This window comes from Streptomyces griseiscabiei, assembly GCF_020010925.1.
GTDB lineage: Bacteria > Actinomycetota > Actinomycetes > Streptomycetales > Streptomycetaceae > Streptomyces > Streptomyces griseiscabiei.
Genome location: NZ_JAGJBZ010000001.1, coordinates 60802 through 79579 on the forward strand (window position 1 = coordinate 60802; position 18778 = coordinate 79579).

17 protein-coding genes and 1 tRNA gene are annotated in these 18778 nt (G+C 70.6%); 6 read left to right on the forward strand and 12 right to left on the reverse strand.

Translation table 11 applies throughout. The features are described 5' to 3' along the window. Window positions 1-192: 192 nt before the first annotated feature. Window positions 193-528: a hypothetical protein gene (locus J8M51_RS00265; RefSeq protein WP_086755313.1), complete on the reverse strand. Its 336-nt coding sequence runs from the start codon at window positions 526-528 to the stop codon at window positions 193-195. Window positions 529-1093: 565 nt separating this feature from the next. On the opposite strand from J8M51_RS00265, the gene J8M51_RS00270 reads away from it, so the two are divergent. Continuing rightward, window positions 1094-1666, forward strand: a complete 573-nt coding sequence (locus tag J8M51_RS00270) for a PadR family transcriptional regulator (RefSeq protein WP_086755312.1) — start codon at window positions 1094-1096, stop codon at window positions 1664-1666. A gap of 75 nt (window positions 1667-1741) precedes the next feature. Beyond that, complete coding sequence (locus J8M51_RS00275; RefSeq protein ID WP_086755311.1) at window positions 1742-3463, forward strand: acyl-CoA dehydrogenase family protein; 1722 nt, start codon at window positions 1742-1744, stop codon at window positions 3461-3463. A gap of 305 nt (window positions 3464-3768) precedes the next feature. On the opposite strand, the gene J8M51_RS00280 is transcribed toward J8M51_RS00275, so the two are convergent. Continuing rightward, window positions 3769-4296, reverse strand: a complete 528-nt coding sequence (locus J8M51_RS00280; RefSeq protein WP_107473700.1) for a DinB family protein — start codon at window positions 4294-4296, stop codon at window positions 3769-3771. A gap of 67 nt (window positions 4297-4363) precedes the next feature. Further along, window positions 4364-5005 carry a TetR/AcrR family transcriptional regulator gene (locus J8M51_RS00285; protein WP_086755309.1) on the reverse strand — a complete coding sequence of 214 codons (642 nt, stop codon included), beginning with the start codon at window positions 5003-5005 and terminating at the stop codon, window positions 4364-4366. Between the two features lie 161 nt (window positions 5006-5166). On the opposite strand from J8M51_RS00285, the gene J8M51_RS00290 reads away from it, so the two are divergent. Continuing rightward, the gene (locus tag J8M51_RS00290; RefSeq protein ID WP_086755308.1) at window positions 5167-7530 is read left to right on the forward strand and encodes an MMPL family transporter; all 2364 of its coding nucleotides are present in this window, start codon (window positions 5167-5169) and stop codon (window positions 7528-7530) included. 69 nt (window positions 7531-7599) lie between these two features. Here J8M51_RS00290 and J8M51_RS00295 read toward each other — a convergent pair whose 3' ends face one another. From J8M51_RS00295 to J8M51_RS00310, 4 genes are all read right to left on the reverse strand, one after another. Beyond that, complete coding sequence (locus tag J8M51_RS00295) at window positions 7600-8169, reverse strand: TetR/AcrR family transcriptional regulator (RefSeq protein ID WP_086755307.1); 570 nt, start codon at window positions 8167-8169, stop codon at window positions 7600-7602. A 64-nt stretch (window positions 8170-8233) separates the two neighbouring features. Next, the gene (locus J8M51_RS00300; protein WP_086755306.1) at window positions 8234-9364 is read right to left on the reverse strand and encodes a 4Fe-4S binding protein; all 1131 of its coding nucleotides are present in this window, start codon (window positions 9362-9364) and stop codon (window positions 8234-8236) included. A gap of 227 nt (window positions 9365-9591) precedes the next feature. Beyond that, window positions 9592-10161, reverse strand: coding sequence for a TetR/AcrR family transcriptional regulator (locus J8M51_RS00305; protein WP_086755305.1), 570 nt, complete (start codon window positions 10159-10161; stop codon window positions 9592-9594). Between the two features lie 273 nt (window positions 10162-10434). Further along, the gene (locus tag J8M51_RS00310; protein WP_086755304.1) at window positions 10435-11934 is read right to left on the reverse strand and encodes an MFS transporter; all 1500 of its coding nucleotides are present in this window, start codon (window positions 11932-11934) and stop codon (window positions 10435-10437) included. A 258-nt stretch (window positions 11935-12192) separates the two neighbouring features. Between J8M51_RS00310 and J8M51_RS00315 the strand changes: the two genes are divergently transcribed. After that, window positions 12193-12906, forward strand: coding sequence for an SDR family oxidoreductase (locus J8M51_RS00315; RefSeq protein WP_086755303.1), 714 nt, complete (start codon window positions 12193-12195; stop codon window positions 12904-12906). 19 nt (window positions 12907-12925) lie between these two features. Continuing rightward, window positions 12926-13804 carry an alpha/beta fold hydrolase gene (locus tag J8M51_RS00320; RefSeq protein WP_086755302.1) on the forward strand — a complete coding sequence of 293 codons (879 nt, stop codon included), beginning with the start codon at window positions 12926-12928 and terminating at the stop codon, window positions 13802-13804. Window positions 13805-14062: 258 nt separating this feature from the next. On the opposite strand, the gene J8M51_RS00325 is transcribed toward J8M51_RS00320, so the two are convergent. The 4 genes from J8M51_RS00325 to J8M51_RS00340 form a co-directional block, all read right to left on the reverse strand. Then, complete coding sequence (locus J8M51_RS00325) at window positions 14063-15025, reverse strand: DUF4184 family protein (RefSeq protein WP_218781429.1); 963 nt, start codon at window positions 15023-15025, stop codon at window positions 14063-14065. A gap of 223 nt (window positions 15026-15248) precedes the next feature. Next, on the reverse strand, window positions 15249-16076 hold the full coding sequence (locus tag J8M51_RS00330) for a hypothetical protein (RefSeq protein ID WP_086755301.1): 828 nt from the start codon (window positions 16074-16076) through the stop codon (window positions 15249-15251). 59 nt (window positions 16077-16135) lie between these two features. Next, complete coding sequence (locus tag J8M51_RS00335; RefSeq protein ID WP_086755300.1) at window positions 16136-16483, reverse strand: PadR family transcriptional regulator; 348 nt, start codon at window positions 16481-16483, stop codon at window positions 16136-16138. Between the two features lie 139 nt (window positions 16484-16622). After that, complete coding sequence (locus J8M51_RS00340) at window positions 16623-17846, reverse strand: alpha/beta hydrolase family protein (RefSeq protein ID WP_086755299.1); 1224 nt, start codon at window positions 17844-17846, stop codon at window positions 16623-16625. Between the two features lie 260 nt (window positions 17847-18106). On the opposite strand from J8M51_RS00340, the gene J8M51_RS00345 reads away from it, so the two are divergent. Beyond that, window positions 18107-18181 (forward strand) — tRNA-Trp (locus J8M51_RS00345). A gap of 131 nt (window positions 18182-18312) precedes the next feature. On the opposite strand, the gene J8M51_RS00350 is transcribed toward J8M51_RS00345, so the two are convergent. Then, window positions 18313-18708 (reverse strand): Imm7 family immunity protein, encoded by a 396-nt coding sequence (locus tag J8M51_RS00350; protein WP_086755298.1) that lies wholly within the window; start codon window positions 18706-18708, stop codon window positions 18313-18315. Window positions 18709-18778 lie beyond the last annotated feature (70 nt).

Sequence of the window (18778 nt, forward strand, 5' to 3'; positions counted from 1 at the left end):
CCGAGTACGGGGATCGGATCGAGCTTGCTCATGCTGTCAGGTCCCGAGGCCGAAGCCCATGGGCCGCGACGGTGTCGGCTGAACCACCGAAGCACCGCTATGTGCCCCGCATATGGAGGGGCAGCTCCGGTCAGCCCCGCCGGACGGGTGGCCCGTACCCGCGTCATCGGCGGGCGAGACCGGGATCAGTCCCTATGCGGCGCGGGTGCGCGCACGTCCCGCACCGGTCTGCGGTCGGCGTGCGGCGCTGACACGGTAGGTGGTCTTGGCCGGGTCGGTGACGGGCTCGCCCAGCGTGATGCGTCCGGTGGAACGGAGTTCCTCGCAGACGTCGGTCGGCAGAGCGGCGTAACAGCCGCCCCGGCCGGTGGCGGAGTCGATCGCACGCCAGTAGCCGTAGCGCAGCCGCCCGCCCGGGTGTGCGGTGACGAACACCGGGGTGCGGGAGTCCGAGACGAGGCGCAGCACGTCGGCCGCGGACCCGCCGCGCGGGACCGGTACGAGGGAGGGGGCGTGGGCGTGGGGCATCGGCACGGCCTTTCGGCAGGAGGAACGGACACCACGCGCCCCGACCGGGCCCGGTGTTGATCTTGCGGTACTCATTCTTGCGTCCGCCACTGACAACGCGTCCGTGCCGCCTGTTTCCCTGGGCGGCACGGACGCTGACGCGGGGTCGTACTCCCGAGTCGTCTCAGTGGTCAGTGGTCGGCTCAGCGACTCCGTCCCCGCAGACGGCCCAGCAGCCGCCGTGCCTGGGCCCGGCGCCGCGGGTCCGCGGAGGCGCGGCGCACCTGCTCCACAGCTCGCCGCCCCTGCGGACTCCTGCCGAACTGCCTGATCCTGTCCAACATGCCTGCCACGGCGTCCTCCCCGATCGGCCACACCAAGGCCCCTCCGGCGAGGACCTGGTACGTACGCGGTTACCCCGGCCTCGCCGTCCCACCCCCACCTCGTGAGCCCTTCCTCTGCGTGGGCGTGGGTTCGGGGGTGGCGGCCCTCATCGGTGTCTGGTGCCGTCGACAAGGGTGAGCCGCGTCGCATCGAACCCGGCGAGGCTTGCTATGCAACGAGTTGCATAGCACGATCGGTGTCCATGGCGCTCGAACACGCGATCCTGGTGTCGCTCTTGGAGAAGCCGGGATCCGGCTATGAGCTGGCCCGGCGTTTCGAGCGGTCCATCGGCTACTTCTGGACCGCCAGCCACCAGCAGATCTACCGCGTGCTCAAGCGCATGGAGAACGACGGCTGGGTCGACGTCCGGGATGTCCCGCAGCAAGGCCGGCCGGACAAGAAGGAGTACTCCGTCGCCGATCTCGGCCGGGCCGCGCTGTCCTCGTGGCTGCACGACCCGATCGAGCCGGACAGCGTCCGCCACGAGCTGGCGGTGAAGATCCGGGGTGCCGCCTTCGACGACCCTGCCGCACTGATCCGCGAGGTGGAGCGGCACCGGCAGGCCCACCGGTCCCGCCTGGAGCACTATCTCGCGGGCGAGGAACGGGACTTCACGGGCCCCGAGGCGAGCACGGCCGCCGCGCGGACCCCGCTCGATCCGGAACGAGAGCTGCAGCACGTCGTCCTGCGCGGCGGCATCGCGTACGAACGCATGATGATCGGCTGGCTGGACGACGTGCTCACCACGTTGGCCCGGTTCGACCCGGGCCACTGACCGCCGCCACACCCCAGTCCCCCGCCGTCACACCTGACTGTTCCCATCCACCCGCCGGCCGAAAGAGACCTCACCATGGCTGACCAGCTGCTCTTCAACCCGCGCACCTACGACCCCGCGCACTTCGACCCCGAGACACGCCGTCTGCTGCGTGCCACCGTCGACTGGTTCGAAGAGCGTGGGAAGCGGCGACTGATCGAGGACTACCGGACCCGGGCCTGGCTCGGGGACTTCCTCGCCTTCTCCGCGAAGGAGAACCTGTTCGCCACCTTCCTGACGCCGTCCGCCGCCGGGGAGGGAGAGCCGGACAAGCGGTGGGACACCGCCCGTATCGCCGCGCTCAACGAGATCCTCGGCTTCTACGGACTGGACTACTGGTACGCCTGGCAGGTCACCATCCTCGGCCTCGGCCCGGTCTGGCAGAGCGACAACGCCGCCGCCCGCGCCCGCGCCGCCGAACTCCTCGCCCAGGGTGAGGTGTTCGCGTTCGGGCTGTCCGAGAAGGCCCACGGCGCCGACATCTACTCCACCGACCTGCTCCTGGAGCCCGACGGCGACGGCGGCTTCCGCGCCACCGGCTCCAAGTACTACATAGGCAACGGCAACGCCGCCGGACTCGTCTCCGTCTTCGGTCGCCGCACCGACGTCGAAGGCCCCGACGGTTACGTGTTCTTCGCCGCCGACAGCCGTCACCCGAACTACCACCTGGTCAAGAACGTCGTCGACTCCTCCAAGTTCGTCAGCGAGTTCCGCCTGGAGGACTATCCCGTCACGGCCGCGGACGTCCTGCACACCGGCCGGGCCGCCTTCGACGCCGCCCTCAACACGGTCAACGTCGGCAAGTTCAACCTGTGCACCGCCTCGATCGGCATCTGCGAACACGCGATGTACGAGGCTGTCACCCACGCCCACAACCGCGTCCTCTACGGCCGTCCCGTCACCGCCTTCCCGCATGTGCGCCGCGAGTTGACCGACGCGTACGTCCGGCTCGTCGGCATGAAGCTGTTCAGCGACCGTGCCGTCGACTACTTCCGCTCCGCCGGTCCCGACGACCGCCGCTACCTGCTCTTCAACCCGATGACGAAGATGAAGGTGACCACGGAGGGCGAGAAGGTCATCGACCTCATGTGGGACGTGATCGCCGCCAAGGGCTTCGAGAAGGACAACTACTTCGGCCAGGCGGCCATCGAGATCCGCGGTCTGCCGAAGCTGGAGGGCACGGTCCACGTCAACCTGGCGCTGATCCTGAAGTTCATGCGCAGCCACCTCCTCGACCCGGCCGGGTACCCGGCGGTGCCGACCCGTCTCGACGCGGCCGACGACGACTTCCTGTTCCGTCAGGGCCCGGCTCGCGGCCTCGGCTCGGTGCGCTTCCACGACTGGCGCCCGGCCTTCGAGACGTACGCCCACCTCCCCAACGTCGCCCGCCTGCGCGAACAGGCCGACGCGCTCTGCGAGTTCGTCGCCACGGCCGGCCCCGACGCGGACCAGAGCCGCGACCTCGACCTCGTCCTCTCCATCGGTCAGCTCTTCGCCCTCGTCGTCCACGGCCAGCTCGTCCTGGAGCAGGCCACCCTCACCGGACTCGACGAGGACGTCCTCGACGAACTCTTCGCCGTCCTCGTGCGGGACTTCTCCGGGCACTCCGTGGAACTGCACGGCAAGGACTCGGCGACCGAGCAGCAGCAGGAATGGGCGCTGGCCTCGGTCCGCCGCCCGGTCGTCGACACGGCACGCACGGAGCGTGTCTGGCAGCGGGTCGAGGCGCTGTCCGGCGCGTACGAGATGGCCCCGTAGGGCGCGCCGTACGCATCACCGGTGGCTGGGTCGGGCGGGACCGGCCCGGCCCGGCCACTGGCAGTTCGGGCAAGTGGCCTGACACGGTAGGCCGTCGGTGTGGGTGCGGTGGCCTTCCCTTTCGGTGTCAGGTTCGGTGTCAGGCGGAGACCCGAACCGGATTGCCCCGCGCCCGTCTGCCCGACGGTTCGGTCAGGGCCGGCAGCACTTCTTCCACGGGCAGGCATCGGCCGGCCGTCATCGGATCTACTCGTCATCGGATTCACTCGTCGTCGGCGGCCATGGTCGGAAGCCGCCCTGTCCGACTACTCGCCGGTGGCGCCGTCGGCGAGTTCGCGGACCACGTCGAGTTGGCCGACATGGCGGGCGTACTCCTGCAGCATGTGGAAGAGGATCCAGATCAGGGCCGGGTGGTGGTCAGGAGGGTTGAAGCCGCCTCTGCTGCGTGCGGCTTCCTGTAGTCCGGCGGCCGCCACAATCTCTCGGGACCGTGCGCACTCGTCCAGGAAGAGGGCTCGGATCGCCTCTGTGGACTCCTCGGCTCCGACCTGCCACTTGTGGGTGTCGGGGTCTTCCTCGCCCCAGATGGGATCCACTGGTTCGGCGGCGAACCCCCAGCGGAACCAACGCCGTTCCACGAGCGCGAGGTGTTTGAGGAGGGCGAGGGGGACCCAGCCGGATGGGAGTCTGCTGGTGCGCAGATCCTCCTCGGACATGCCGTCGAGCTTGCGCAGCAGGGCGGCACGGTAGTAGTCGAGGTAGGCGACCGCCAGTTCGCGAGGATCGGTCAAGTGGTCCGGTGGCTCGGCTGCGGACTCAGGGGAAACGACCATGCGCCGGACGGTAGCGTCGCGCGGGCTCGGCGGACCACTCGATATCGCCGCGAGGGCGGGCGTCGGGTCAGGTGTGTGCGATGTTGCCGACCGCGGTGCGCAGGTCGTCCTCTCCGGGGCGCAGCGGGGGCAGGGGGGTCGCGTTGGCCGGGTTCAGGGAGTCGAACAGCAGGGCGATGAAGCGGGCCCGCATCGAGGGTGTGGTGCCGGGGATCGCGAGCCCGGCGACGGCCATGACCAGAAAGCGCGGGATGTCTTCCGCGGTGAGGTCCTGGCGGACCTCGCCCTGTCGCTGCGCGCGAAGCAACAAGGGGTGCAACGACTCGCTGAAGCGCTGAACGGCGTCCACGGCGACGTCGGAGAAGTTGCTGGCGAAGGTGACCAGCCCCTTCTCCTCGGTGATCAGGTCGAGCAGGCGCGTGGCGATGTCCTGGAGCGACTGGCGGGGGTGGGGGGCCTCGGCGGCGTGGTCGATGAGGGGGAGCAGGTCGGTTTCGAGGATGTCGTCGAGGACGGCCCGGACGATGGCCTCGCGGTTGGGGAAGTGGCGGTAGAGCGTGGCGATTCCCACGCCGGCCTCGGCCGCGATCTGCTCCAGGGAGGCTTCGCCCGTACCGAGGACGGTCCGTCCGGCGGCAATGATGCGCTCGATCGTGGAGCGTGCGTCCACTCTGCGTCGCGGGGCCCGGTCGCCCTTGGTGCTGGCCATCTGTGGCTCCTTCCTGGTCTGCGCCGAAGCCTATCCGCCTGCCGAGTGACCGATAGCCATCTATCGCTTCGATAGTCACCTATCATTTTAATAGTAGCCTCTCACTTCGTACCGGTGCGGCCTGCGGGGCGCACGAGGACGCCTGACGATGGGAGAGAGCTGTGTCCGTTCTGCTGTATCGGCTGGGAGGGTTCGCCTACCGCAAACCCTGGTACGTCATCGGGGGCTGGCTGGCCGTGGTGGCTGCCGTGGCGGGGCTCCTGGTGGCCGCTCCGGTCAAGTTGAGCAGCGAGGTCCGCATCGACGGCACCCCGTCCCAGCAGGTCGTCGACGATCTGGCCGGCTCCCTGCCGGAGGCGTCCGGAGGGCAGGGCATGCTGGCTTTCAGGGCGCCGGACGGTGCCCGGATCGGCGACGAGAAGGTCCAGGGTGCTCTGCTGGCGGCCGTGGACGCCGTCTACGGCCACGACCACGTCGTCGATGTCCGAAAGACCCTCGCGAAGGAAGCCGCGAAGGGCGACAGCAGCCCGCTGTTGCGGGCGCAGGCGGCGGTTGCCCAAGCCGCGGGACAGCCGTCGCCCGGCAGGACACCTGTCCCGTTGCAGGTGGACGGGCAGCCCGTGCCCGGCATCGTCGTGTCCGCCGACGACTCCGCCGCACTGATGCAGTTCCAGTTCGACGAGCAGACGTACGAACTGCCCTCCGGGACCATCGACAGCACCGTCGAGGCCGCCGAGCGGCAAGCCGCCCGCGGCGGCCTCGAAGTCCTGCCCTCCGCCTCGATGATGGAGATTCCGGAGGTCGTGGGCGTCGGAGAGATCGTCGGCGTCGCCGTGGCGGCCATCGTCCTGCTGGTCACCCTGGGGTCGGTCGTGGCGGCGGGTCTGCCCCTGGCCATCGCCCTGGTCGGCGTCACGGTGGGCGTGGGCGGAGCCTTCACCCTCTCCACCGTCTTCGAGATCCACTCGCTCACCGCGGTCCTCGCCCTGATGCTGGGGCTGGCCGTCGGCATCGACTACGCCCTGTTCATAGTCAACCGGGAACGCCGCCTGATCCTCGACGACGGCCTGGACGCGTACGAAGCGACCAGCCGCGCCATCGGCACCGCCGGAAGCGCGGTCTTCTTCGCCGGCAGCACCGTCATCATCGCCCTCACCGGGCTCCTGGTCGTCGGGATCACCCTGCTCAGCACCATGGCGATCGTCGCCGCCGCCACGATCGGGATCGCCGTCCTGCTCGTCCTGACCCTGCTGCCGGCCCTGCTGGGACTGGTCAAGGAACGCGTCTGCCCCGCCCGCACACGGCACCGGGTGGAGCGGGCGGCCGACACCGAGCACCCCTCCCCCACACGCGCGACCCGGTGGGGAACCCGTCTGATCCGCCACAAGTACCCGGCGCTCGCGGCCGCGTTCCTGATCCCCGTGATCCTGGCGGTGCCCGCCGCCGACATGAGGATGGGCCTGCCCTCCGGCGCCAGCTACAACTCCGACACCGCGCAGCGCCAGAGCTACGAGCTGGTCAGCGAGGCCTTCGGACCCGGCTACAACGGCCCGCTCATGATCGCCGTCGACTCCGACACCGAGGGACGTCCGCTCACCCCGGCGACCCTCACCACGGTCACCGCCGGTCTCAAGGACGTCAGGGGCGCGGCCGCCGTGTCACTGGCCGGGATGAACAACGCCGGGACCACGGCCATCCTCGTACTCGTTCCCGGCAGTGGCCCCAACGACGACGCCACCAAGGACCTCGTCACCGCCGTACGGGACGAGAGCGCGCAGATGAGCGAGGCCACCGGCACCAGGATCGGCGTCACCGGCTTCACCGCTCTCGCCATCGACGTCTCCGACCGGCTCGGCGATGTCCTGCCCCTCTACGTGGCCACCGTTCTCGGGCTCTCCCTGATCGTCCTGCTCCTGGTCTTCCGCTCCGTCATGGTCCCCGTGACGGCGACGCTCGGCTTCCTGCTGACGATCGCGGCCACGTTCGGTGTCACCACGGCCGTCTTCCAGTGGGGCTGGCTGCAGGCCCTGATCGGGCTCGATGCCACGGCGCCCGTCGTCAGCCTGCTGCCCATCATCATCACCGGCGTCCTGTACGGGCTGGCCATGGACTACCAGATGTTCCTGGTCACCTCCATGCGCGAAGCGCACGTCCACGGCGCCACCCCGCTGAACGCCACCGTCAACGGCTTCGCACGCGCCGGCTCCGTCGTGGTGGCGGCGGCCACCATCATGGTCTCCGTCTTCGCCGGGTTCGTCTTCAACGCCCACCCCATGATCAAGCAGGCCGGGTTCGCGCTCGCCGCCGGCATCCTCATCGACGCCTTCGTCATCCGCATGACACTCATCCCGGCCACCATGGCGCTGGCCCGGGAGAAAGCCTGGTGGCTGCCCGCCTGGCTGGACCGGCTGCTGCCGGATCTCGACGTGGAGGGCGACAAGCTCGCGCAGAAGATCCCGCTCCCCCACCCCGTCGCCGTCCAGCCGCACGCCGCCTCGGCACAGAGGGCCGACATCACGTCGTGAGACCACCCAAGGGGGAGCGCGGAGCGCCCTGGACCGGGTCTCGCCGTCGGCCTTCTGCGAGGCCACCCCTCAGCGCACGCCTGCCGCGTCGAGCAGGGTGATCACCGTGGGCGCGATGAGACCCGTCAACTCGTCCGCGCCGATGCCCGCGCGGGCGCTGGCACCGTCGAAGACCAGGCTGAGCTGCCGGGCCAGCAGAGCGGGGTCGCCCGCCCCGCCCTGCTCGGCCTCGGCGCGGAAGAAGGAGGTCAGGTTCTCCTTGACCCCGTGGGCGACCCGGCTCGCGGGGTGGCTCTGGTCCTTGAGCTCGACCTGCGCGGCCAGGAAGGGGCAGCCGTGGAACTCGGGCGCGCGCGACTGTGATTCCACCTGCTCGAAGACATGGAGGATCCGCTCCCTGGGCGAACGGTCGTCGTCCGCCGCGGGCAGGAGCGCCGCCGCGTAGGTGGAAGTGCGCCGCTCCAGGCTCGCCGCGAGCAGTTCGTCCTTGCTCTGGAACAGCTGGTACATGGAGCGCTTCGACACTCCCGCCGCCTTGCACAGCGCCTCGACGCCGATACTGACGCCCTCTCGGTAGGTGAGCGCGGCCGCGGCGTCCAGCAGTCGCTCCCTGGGGCTTTGCTTCACTTCGGTGGTCATACCGCGAGGTTAACCCAGAGGGAAGCAAATGAAAACCGATCGGTTTCCACCGACGGCTCGACGTTCACGGCGTACGTCGCTCCGGGTCGGCGGACGCGGAGCGACTCGCCGGGGGCTGCCAGCCGCCGGCGACCTCCTTGACGGGCTTGTGGGGGAAGCGCCGCCGGGCGTACTCCTGCGCGGGCGAGCCCGGCAGGACGTAGAGCGTCTCCTCCTTGCCCTGGAGCGGTCGCAGCACGGTGTCCATGAACGACTTGCGGTCGTCCAGGTACGGGCCGAGGACGTCCTCGCCGGCGGGGCAGACGGCCAGACAGTAGCCGGACTTGTAGCCGGGCGGTGAGGACAGGCTCTGCCACATGGAGGCGCTCTCGGAATCGGTGACGCGGGAGCGGTAGTCGGCGGCGTCCTCGCTGTCGGCCACGGTCTGCGCCCAGTCGGTGAACCCGCTCATGAACTCACGGTAGTTGTGCGTGGTGCAGGCCAGCCCGTCGAAGGCGCCGTCCTTGGCGATGGCGCCGACCGGGCAGGCCGCGACGCACAACTTGCAGTCGATGCACGGGTTGTAGTCCAGCGCCTGTCCGTACTCGCTCACCTCCGCGTCCACCAGGACGGTGACCAGCAGGACGAAGCTGCCGAACTTCGGGTGGATGACGTTGCGGTGGAGTCCCATCACGCCGAGTCCGGCGGCCACCGCGACCGTCTTGTGTGCCACCACCCAGATCCGCTCGTGGGGGAAGCGGTCCATTTCCTGGGGGAAGCCGACGGACGGGTTGAGCGCGCGGTAGCCGGCGTCCTGGAGTGCCCGGGTGACGCCGCGGGCGGCGTGGTTGGCCTGTTCGTCGGCCTGGTGGAACTCCTGGTTGGCCACGCTGCGGGCCGGGGAGCGGCAGTTGTCGCGGTTCATCCGGACCGCCATCGCGATCAGACTGCGGGTGCCGGGCAGCGCCGACTGCGCGTACTCGCGCTCGCCGGCCAGGTCCGGGTGGTCCAGGCTCACCGCGGCGGCGTCGTCCGCTCCGACCGCCAGGCACAGCTCGCGCAGCCAGGCCGCGTCGATCACTCCGGGCGGGCGGCCCGGGGCGCCGGTCGCGCGCCGGGCGAGTACGGCCTGTACGGAGGGGTGGGCGGCGAGCTTCGCCGGAAGCCTAGGCGGCGGGGTCGTCGGTTGCCCCTCGGCGTTGCGCGCGGCGGTCATCCGTACTCCTCGGGGTTCGGGGCACCGGCTCTCCCGCACAGAGAGAAACCGATCGGTTTCACCACCGTAAACCGATCGGTTTCTGCACGCAACCCGCGAGACTCCCGCGGTCGCCGGACCCCCCGCAAGCGGCACAGGGCAGGGGCGTGACGGCCCTTCAGGTCCGCCGGTCGCCGGTCGCCGGTCGCCGGTCGCCGGCCGCCGGAAAGTCGGGGGCGCGCGGCGCGTCAGCGCATGCCCGCCGCATCGAGCAGGACGGCCACGGTGGGAGTGACGAGCCCGCCCTGCGTGTCGGCCCTGACTCCCGCGCGGGCGCTGGCGCCGTCGAAGACCAGGATCAGCTGACGGGCCAGCAGGTCCGGGTCGCGCGCCCCGCCCTGTTCGGCTTCGGCACGGAAGAAAGCCGTCAGGGTCTCCTTGACCCGACGAGCCACCCGGCTCGCGGGGTGGCCCGGGTCCTTGAGCTCGATCTGTACGACGAGGTACCGGCAGCCCTGGAAGTCGGGCGCGCCCGCCTGCGCCTCCGCCTGCTCGAAGACGTGCAGGACCCGCTCACGGGGTGGACGTTGGTCGTCCGCCACAGGAAGGAGTGCCGTCACATAGGCGGAGGCGCGTTCCTCCAGGCTCGCCGCCAGCAGGTCGCCTTTGCTCTCGAACAGCTGGTACATGGAGCGCTTGGACACTCCCGCCGCCTTGCACAGCGCGTCGACGCCGATGTTGACGCCGTCTCGGTAGGTGAGCGTGGCCGCTGCCTCCAGCAGCCGCTCTCGGGAGCTTGGCATTGCTTCGGTGGTCATACTGCGAGGTTAACTCGATTCCGATCCACTGGAAACAGATCGGTTTACGGATGGACGCCGCGAGGAAGCGGTGGAAGCCCGGCGGCGCCTCGAAGGGGGTGGAACCCCCGATGGCCGATGTGCCCACCGGCCTCGGTCCACCGGCCGCGGTCCACCGGCCGCGGTCCACCGAGGTCGGTCCACCGGCGTCGGAAGTTCAGCCCACATCGTGTGCGTGCCCTCTCCCGGCGATGACCGGCGCGCAGGGCATTTCGTGCCACGCCGGATGCGGGCTCAGTGGGCGATCACAGGCTCGCCCTCCGACGGCGCGAGAGCCGAATTCGGCATCAGGAACAGTGTGAGCACCGCGCCGACCACGAAGATCCCGGCGCCCCACGCCAGGGTGGCCGTGTAGCTCTCGACCCCGGCCTGGGCCATGGTCAGCGCGCTGGGCCTGTGCGAGGACAGGTAGTCGGTCGCGGCCGTCGAGGCGACGGTGGTCAGCAGCGCCGTACTGATCGAGCCGCCCACCTGCTGACTGGTGTTGATCAGCGCCGAGGCGACGCCCGCGTCCTCGTGGTGCACGCCCGCGGTCGCGCCCTGGAAGGAGGTGGTCATCACCGCACCGATACCGAGCCCCAGCAGGATCATGCCCGGCATGATGTCGGCGACGTAGGCACTGTCCAGCGTGAGCCGCGTCAGCAGGGCCATACCGGACGCGGAGATCAGGAAGCCGGCGCTGACCACGGCCTTCGGGCCGACCCTGGGCAGCAGCAGTGCGGGCACCGTGGTCGACGAGGCGACGATGCCCGCGACCATCGGCAGGAAGGACAGACCGGCCTCGATCGGCGAGTAGCCGATGCTGGCCTCCAGGTAGTAGGTCAGGAACAGGAAGATCGAGAACATCCCCATGCCCAGGACGAACACGGCCAGGAACGCACCGCCCCGGGTCCGGTCCAGCACGACGCGCAGCGGCAGCAGCGGATGCGCGACCCTCGACTCCAGCCGGGCGAACACCGCGAGCAGCACCACGCCGCCGATCATGGAGCCGAGGGCGACCGGGTCGGTCCAACTGGTGGATTCGACGTGCGCGAAGCCGTAGACAATGCCGAACAGCGCGGCGCTCACCACGACGGTGCCAGGAACGTCGATCTTGGGTCGCTCGGTGACCGCGGGCTTGGCCAGCAACAGCAGCGCACCGGCCAACGCGACGCCCGCGAAAACGACGTTCACGTACATCACCCAGCGCCATGACGCCCATTCGGTGAGCATGCCGCCGAGCAGGAGTCCGACCGCGGCGCCCGCACCGGACAACGCGCTGAAGATGCCGAACGCCTTCGGCCTCTCGGCCGGGTCGGTGAAGGTCACGCTGAGCAGGGAGAGCGCCGCGGGCGCGAGCAGCGCGGCGAAGACACCCTGGGCCACGCGTGCCGCGACGAGTATCTCGAAGCTGCCGGCCGCGCCGCCGACGACGGACGCGGCCGCGAAACCGATCAGGCCCGTCACGAAGGTCGTACGCCGGCCGAACAGGTCACCGAGTCGGCCCCCGAGCAGCAGCAGACTGCCGAACGCCAGGGCGTACCCCGTGATGACCCACTGCCGGCTGCCGTCACTGAACCCGAGGTCGTGCTGCGCCTCGGGGAGCGCGATGTTCACGACGGTCGCATCGAGCGTCACCATGAGCTGCGCCACGCCCAGCACGACAAGCACCCACCAGCGCACGGCATGTGAGCCGCGGCGGCCCGAGTCTGTTTTCCGGGAGGCGGGCGCTCCGCGGTCGAAGGTGGTACTCACTTTTCCCCTTAGTCGCTGGTCATGGGCCGACCATCAGTCGGAAACCGATCTGTTTCCACTTAGGTAAACAGATCGGTTTCCGCTGCGCAAGTGACGCCGGGTGCGGGCCCGGACGCACGGAACCCTTCAACTCCCCCGAGCGGAAACGGATCCGCTTCCACGCCACCGCCTCGATGAGCTTGCGCTCGGAAACCGATCGGTTTACCTTGATGGAACCGATGGAACCGATCGGTTTCCAATATCTGCGTGGAGGTAGTCATGACGACTTTGAAGGCCGCGAACGTCTTCGTCACCGGTGGCAGCCGGGGCATCGGCAAGGCGCTGGTGGAGGAGCTGTACGCGCGCGGCGCCGCCAAGGTCTACGCCACGGCCCGCGACCCGCGCACCGTGACGCACCCCGACGCGGTACCGGTGGCCCTGGAGGTCACCGACCCGGCCTCGGTGGCGGCCGCCGCCGCTCAGGCCGAGGACGTCATCGTACTGATCAACAACGCGGGTGCCTCGGTCGGCGCCTCCTTCCTCGACTCCCCGGTGGACGACGTACGCAGCGAGTTCGAGACCAACTTCTACGGCCCGCTCCTGCTCACCCGGGCCTTCGTGCCGGTGATCGAGCGCAACGGCGGCGGCCACATCCTGAATGTGCACTCCGTGCTCTCCTGGCTGGCCCTCGGCAACTCCTACAGCGCCTCCAAGGCCGCCCTGTGGTCGCAGACCAACTCCCTGCGCCTGGAGCTTCAGCCGCGCGGAATCGCCGTCACCGGACTGCACATGGCGTACGTCGACACGGACCTGGCGGCGGGCGTCGACGCGCCCAAGTCCGACCCGCGTGCCATCGCCTCGCTCGCCCTCGACGGCATCGAGTCGGGCGCGTACGAGGTCCTCGGCGACGACCTCACCCGCCAGGTCAAGGCGGGCCTGGCCGGAGACCTGGCCGGAGACCTGGCCGGGCTGTACGCCCAGCTGGCCAAGTAGAAAAGGAAGACAGAGACAGATGTCCAGCCAGGAACCGCGTCCCACGATCCAGATCCCGGGGACCACCAGCCACACCATCGCTCCACGCGCGGGAGGCCACGGCGGCGAGGGGACACTGCGCTACCTCAAGGCGGGGACCGGAGCGCCCCTGGTCCTGCTGCACACCGTGCGCACCCAGGCCGAGCACTTCCGGCTCCTCGTCCCGCTGATCGCGGACCGGTACACCGTGTACGCCCTCGACCTGCCGGGGATGGGCTACTCCGAGATCGTGCCCGGGGCGTCGTACGACGAGCCCGCCATGCGCGCCGGCGTCGAGCGGCTCCTCACCGAACTCGACCTCCACGACGTGACGCTGGTCGGGGAGTCCATGGGGGCGGTGCTCGCCCTGACCACCGCGGCCGACCTTCCGGAGCGCGTCCGGCGCGTCGTCGCGGTCAACACCTACGACTTCCCCGGCGGCATCGCCCGCTCCAGCCTCCTCGCCCGCGTGGTGGTCAGCGGTGTCCTCACGCCCGGCGTGGGCCCGGTGATCGCCGGGGTGGAGCCCAAGCCCGCCCTCACCAAGATCTTCCAGGGCGGCCTGGGCGACAAGAGCGCGCTGCACGAGGACTACGTCGACGAACTGCTCCGGGTGGGCAAGCGTCCCGGTTACCCGGCCGTCGCCCGGGGTGTGTACCAGGCCCTGCCCAGCCTCATCGCGGCCCGCTCCCGCTACCCCGAGGTCAAGGCACCCGTCCACCTCGTCTACGGCGAGAAGGACTGGTCCCGCCCCTCGGACCGGGAGGCCAACAGGAAGCTGCTGCCCGCCGCCGAGTTCACGCAGGTATCGAGGGCCGGCCACTTCATCGCCCTGGAACGGCCCGATGTGCTGGCCGACTTGCTCAACTCGGTGGCGTAGGCAGAGGCGGGGCACCTGACGGGGATCCGGATCGACATCGACGGGCTCGCCGAGATGTGTGACGGCACGGGGATGGGCAGCTGTCCCTGGCGGTCGCGGTCCTTGTTCCGCCGCTCTTCACGCGGCGCGAACGGCTCCCTCGGCCTGATCGGTGTCGGCTACTACGGCGGCACGCAGTGGATTGCCCGTCCCGCTGAGCGTTGCCGGGGCTGAAGCAGGTACTTCGGTCAGGGCGCGGTATGCGTCTGCCGAGCGCCGTCACTGCCGGTCCTGGGCCGGTTGCCGCGAGGCGGCGGGGCCGGACGCCGACGCCGGTCGGCGTGAGATGGCAGCGATGTGCCAGGCGGCGGAGTACAGCAGCAGGGCGACCGTGAACGAAGCGCCCGCTCTCTTGGCGGCTCCGGTCAACACGCCTTCGGCGAGGGTCCCCCACGGGGCTCGGACCGTCCTGGAGGGATAGGTGGTCTCGCTCGCGCCGTCGCCCAGGTCGACGGTGGTCGGTCGGCTGTAATCCACTTCGGTGACATGGCGGTAGGCGTTGAAGTCGGCACGGGCGTCGACGGCGCCGCCCAGCACGGGTGCCGCGACCAGCAGGGCCACCGCACTCCACCGCGTGACGGGACCCAGGCGGGCCACCGTGTCGGTGCCGGTGCCTCCGTGGGTGCGCAGCCGGGCCCGGCGCCGCCAGAGATACCGGCCGACGGCCGCCAGGCCGAAGGCGGTGCTCGCGTACTGCAGGAGTCGGGCGACCGTCAGGCCTCCGAGGACCGAGGCGCGCAGCGGCTGTGCGTGCGCGACCAGGAAGCCGTCGCCGTGGGTGAAGGAGTCCCAGGCGAGGTGGGAGGCGATACCGATCAGGGCGGAGAGCAGTAGCCACAGGATGTGGCGGGCCTTGGCCGGGAGGCCGGTCCTCCGTTCGGGTTCAGGAAGGCGGAGGCCGGTGGGGAGCAGTGCTGTGATCGGCGCGCGCAGCATCCGGTAGGCGGCGACCAGGCCGAGCGCGAGGGGCAGGCAGACCGCCGGGCCCACGCCGGGCGAGTGGGTCTCCGAGGCGTTGAGGAACGGCCCGTACCAGTCCTGGGGGCTCGTCTCGGACACGCCGAGGGCGCCCAGGAAGTACGGGACGTCGGGTGCCATGGCACCCGCGACCAGAGACGCCGGAACGAAGGGCCGGCGCATCAGCGGCAGCACTGCCGCGGGGTGGGACAAGGTGAACGGCAACTCGATGATCTTCTCTGCTCGGAAGGGACACCGGGCAGGGGTGCGCGTCGCGCCGCGGGCGCCCTTCGCCGAGGGCACCCGATATCGCGCGGCCGGCCCAGACAGCACTCCCGGATAGAACACCGGAGAGAGTATTCATCTCAACGGAGTATCGCAAGGTGGGCGCGGCACGGCGAAGCCGGCCGCCCGTCGGCGGGCGGCCGGCTCGGAAAGGCGGGATCAGTCAGCGTCGGTGGCGCACTGCCTGGACCAACGCGGTGAGCCCGGTCACGACCGACAGCAGGAGAAGGGTGCCGAGGACGGGCGGCCGGGGGTCGCCCCAGGCGGTCGCGTAGGAGTGGGCGACCAGGGGCGGACAGGCCACGGCCATCGCACCCATCTCACGCAGGCCCGAGGAGCGCGCACGGAGGGCGAGGACGGCCCCTGTGCAGGCAAGGACCAGCATCGGCCAGGCACCGTAGTCCGTGGTCACACCGAAGGCCCCCGTATAGGCACCCGCATGCACGACGACGATGGGAAACCAGCCCGCGGCGGCCATGGCGCCGGCCGCCGCCGACAGTCGCCTGTCACCGCGTCGATCCGGCGGACAGGCGAGGACGACGGCCACGGTCAGCAGCGCCACGACCGGAGTGAGGGCCCCGTCGTCGTGCGCGGGTGCGCCGGCAGCCCCCTGTACGGCCGTCCCCAGCAGCCCGCACACGGCCACCCCCGCGCCCGTCCCCCACCGGCCGGTCAGGGCGATGACCGCGCCGACGCACACCAGCAGCGAGAGCAGCAGGGACAGGGTCGACGCAGCATCCATGGCGGAGAGCTGGACCCGTACGGGGGCCGGTGAGAGAACAAGCCCGGCGTACCAGCGCGTCAGATGCAGACCGCCGGCCACCGCACCGGCCGCCAGTGCGAACGGGGCGGCCAGGGCGAAGAAGCGCCCCGCGGGCGACGCCGAGTCAAGCCCCAGCCGAACCCGCAGGGCATGCGCGACGAGGTCGGCGTCGGCACGCAGCCGGGCGGCACACGGCATGTCCGCCGTCATCTCCCGGTGCACGTCCATGATTTCCTGCCCGTGAGCAGCCCGGTACGCGGCCGGGTACAGACGGACGAGGGTATCTCTCACGCCGACGCCGACGCTGACGCCGCCGTGCCGTCGGCCAGGCGCCGCCTGACCTCACGGGCGGTCGCGGCCAGCCGCTCGGCCTCGGCCTCCAGCCTCTCCCGCCCGGCGGGAGCGAGGGCGAAGACACGACGAGCCCGGCCGCCCACCACCTCCTCACGCTCCACCTGGATGAGCCCCTCGGCCAGCAGCCTGTCCAGCGCTCCGTAGAGCGCCCCGGTACGCGGCACCACTCGGCCGTCGGTGATGGTCTTGACTTCCTGGGCGACGGCGTACCCGTGCCGAGGGGCATTCGCCAGCGCCGTCAGCAGCAGCAGGGCCAGCTCCTGCATTCCTCGTTCGCTCATACCGACAGAGTATTCCGCCCGACGGACCGTCGGTGGGCCGGATGCGTCGATGAAGCGACTCGCCCGGGAGCCGGGTGTCAGGCGTCGGTGCCCGCCCCTGCCCGCGCTGACGCGGACCCACCGGCGCGGTCCCGGGTGCTCAGGGGAGGAACGCCACTGCCGGAAAGGCCGGGGACGGCCCGTCGAGCAGGTGACTGCGTCGGTGGCGCAGGTGCTCGTCGAAGAACGCGAGCGGGTACGCCTGCTGGATCCTCACCCCCTGCTCAGGATCCAGGGTGCCGATGACGTCCTGGAGCTGTTGTGGGCTCCAATCGAACAGCTTCGCCACCTGGGGGAACAGCGCCTCGTTGTCGCCGTACGAGGCGTGGGCGGCGCCCTGGGCCTGGATGTCGAGCCGCCGGCCCCGTAGCAGCGACCAGAACGCGGCGATCTCGGGATCGGTGGACCGGGTGAACACGGCGGACATCAGCATGAACGGCCGGTCCAGGCCGCCGGACAGCGGCGGGTTCATCTGCATCGGGCCGTCGAGGCTCAGCCCGGCCCGGATGCGCTCGTCCGCGAGCATGGCGCAGGCGGTGGCCGTACCGCCCTTCGACCAGCCGAACGCGCCCACGCGCCGCGGGTCGAGGGAGCCGAGCAGCCCGGACGGCAGCTCCCGCCTGCCGGCATCCGGATTGCACCCGGCGGCGAGTTGCTCGACGCCGTCGAGAACGAAGCACAGGTCCTGGGCGAAGTCCCCGGGCAGGGTCGGCGCCGTCCGGTCACGGAGCGGGACGGCGACCCGGCCGTCGGGAAACTCGGTGTACGTGTCGTACTGGTGAGCCACCGTGATCGCCGCGTATCCGTGGCTGGCGAGCTCTTGGACCACGACGGTGTGGTCGCCCTGATGGCTGTGCGCGCCGTGCGAGAACACGACGACGGGCAGCCGCCGGGCCGACCGCCGCACCGGAGCACCCACGTGGCCGGCGGTGAGCGGCGCCCGAGGGACCAGGGCGCTGAATCCCGCGTCGGCGAGGAACGCCTGCAGCGCGCCGTCCGGCATCCAGGGGGCCACCGGGTACCGCTCGACGTCCCGCGCCGGGTACCAGACGGTGGCCATCAGCTCGCGGAAGTGCCCCGGTCCCGCGATGTCGTCCGGGCGCGAGCGGTCGACGAGGTGCAGTTGGACCGTGCCCACCGGGTACGGCCCGGTGGGCACGGGCAGTGTGAGCCGCGTCGGAGCGTGGGCGGGTCTGCCCTGGTCCGCCCGCGCGGGGCCGGCGACGGCGGTGAGCGGTACGGCGGTGCCGGCCGCCAGCGCGGCTCCCAGCATGTGGCGGCGCGTCATGCCTGTCCGGCTGATGTACGGCGTGGTGGTGGTCATGGTTCCCCTCCCTTGATCACGGATCGTCAGTCGTGCCGGGACGGCCGGTCCGTGGGCACAGCGCAACGCTGTCACCCGCCCTCCCCCGCGGCATCGGCCCACCGATTGATCAGCCGCGCGGCATCGGCCCACGGGTCTACATCCCCGGGCCGATGCGGATCGGATGCTTCGAGAACGTCCCGCGCCTGCCCCCTTCGCGGCGCTCCGCCCGAAAACCGATGGCAGAGCGAACCACCGCCGTGTCAGGCTCCAGTCATCGAAGGGGCGTAGCTCAGCCCGGCCAGAGCAGCGGATTCCAAACCCGCACGCCGCAGGTTCGAATCCTGCCGCCCCTGCTCGAACGGCACGGCGGCCGGGGCCTCATGGGACCCGGCCGCCGGCTCGTTCCACCTCGCCGGTACACCGGCTCGGGCACTCCCTGACGGCCCGTGACGAAGGGGTCCGCCGCGTCGGCGGGTTCCTCGCGCTATCCCACGGAGGGGTCTTCAAGCGTCGGGACGCATGGCGACAGCAGCGGCTCGGTATGCTCGGTCACGCTTCCGCGGGCCAGCCTCAGGACCCGGACCTCGTTGTCATGAGCGGGATCTTCGTCGTCGCGCAGGTGGAGGAGGCCGTAGGAGCCGGGAGCGATGGTGCCGACGTGGCTGAACAGTTCGAGGATCTCGGGTGAGGTGCGGTGGTTGGAAAAGCCGCCCATGTGGAGGAAGGGCTCGCCGTTCATCCATCGGAGGTCGAGCAGGTAGGGGCTGGCGATTTTCTGGACACGGTGCCGCAGGCTCTCGACGATCTCCGCCAGTCGGCTGTCGTCCTCGTCGTCCGTGGCACCGTCACAGATGGTGATCCAGCCGTGGTATTCGAACATGACCGGAGCCTATCGGCGTGCCAGCGGCGGTCCGGCGGGATGCGGGCGGAGAGGCCGAGCGACCGCGATG

What these genes read in the sequence shown, in the direction of transcription:
- J8M51_RS00265 (WP_086755313.1), bottom strand. Translation starts at nt 528, where the DNA reads ATGCCCCACGCCCACGCCCCCTCCCTCGTACCGGTCCCGCGCGGCGGG.
- J8M51_RS00270 (WP_086755312.1), top strand. Translation starts at nt 1,094, where the DNA reads ATGGCGCTCGAACACGCGATCCTGGTGTCGCTCTTGGAGAAGCCGGGA.
- J8M51_RS00275 (WP_086755311.1), top strand. Translation starts at nt 1,742, where the DNA reads ATGGCTGACCAGCTGCTCTTCAACCCGCGCACCTACGACCCCGCGCAC.
- J8M51_RS00280 (WP_107473700.1), bottom strand. Translation starts at nt 4,296, where the DNA reads ATGGTCGTTTCCCCTGAGTCCGCAGCCGAGCCACCGGACCACTTGACC.
- J8M51_RS00285 (WP_086755309.1), bottom strand. Translation starts at nt 5,005, where the DNA reads ATGGCCAGCACCAAGGGCGACCGGGCCCCGCGACGCAGAGTGGACGCA.
- J8M51_RS00295 (WP_086755307.1), bottom strand. Translation starts at nt 8,169, where the DNA reads ATGACCACCGAAGTGAAGCAAAGCCCCAGGGAGCGACTGCTGGACGCC.
- J8M51_RS00300 (WP_086755306.1), bottom strand. Translation starts at nt 9,364, where the DNA reads ATGACCGCCGCGCGCAACGCCGAGGGGCAACCGACGACCCCGCCGCCT.
- J8M51_RS00305 (WP_086755305.1), bottom strand. Translation starts at nt 10,161, where the DNA reads ATGACCACCGAAGCAATGCCAAGCTCCCGAGAGCGGCTGCTGGAGGCA.
- J8M51_RS00315 (WP_086755303.1), top strand. Translation starts at nt 12,193, where the DNA reads ATGACGACTTTGAAGGCCGCGAACGTCTTCGTCACCGGTGGCAGCCGG.
- J8M51_RS00320 (WP_086755302.1), top strand. Translation starts at nt 12,926, where the DNA reads ATGTCCAGCCAGGAACCGCGTCCCACGATCCAGATCCCGGGGACCACC.
- J8M51_RS00330 (WP_086755301.1), bottom strand. Translation starts at nt 16,076, where the DNA reads ATGGACGTGCACCGGGAGATGACGGCGGACATGCCGTGTGCCGCCCGG.
- J8M51_RS00335 (WP_086755300.1), bottom strand. Translation starts at nt 16,483, where the DNA reads ATGAGCGAACGAGGAATGCAGGAGCTGGCCCTGCTGCTGCTGACGGCG.
- J8M51_RS00340 (WP_086755299.1), bottom strand. Translation starts at nt 17,846, where the DNA reads ATGACCACCACCACGCCGTACATCAGCCGGACAGGCATGACGCGCCGC.
- J8M51_RS00350 (WP_086755298.1), bottom strand. Translation starts at nt 18,708, where the DNA reads ATGTTCGAATACCACGGCTGGATCACCATCTGTGACGGTGCCACGGAC.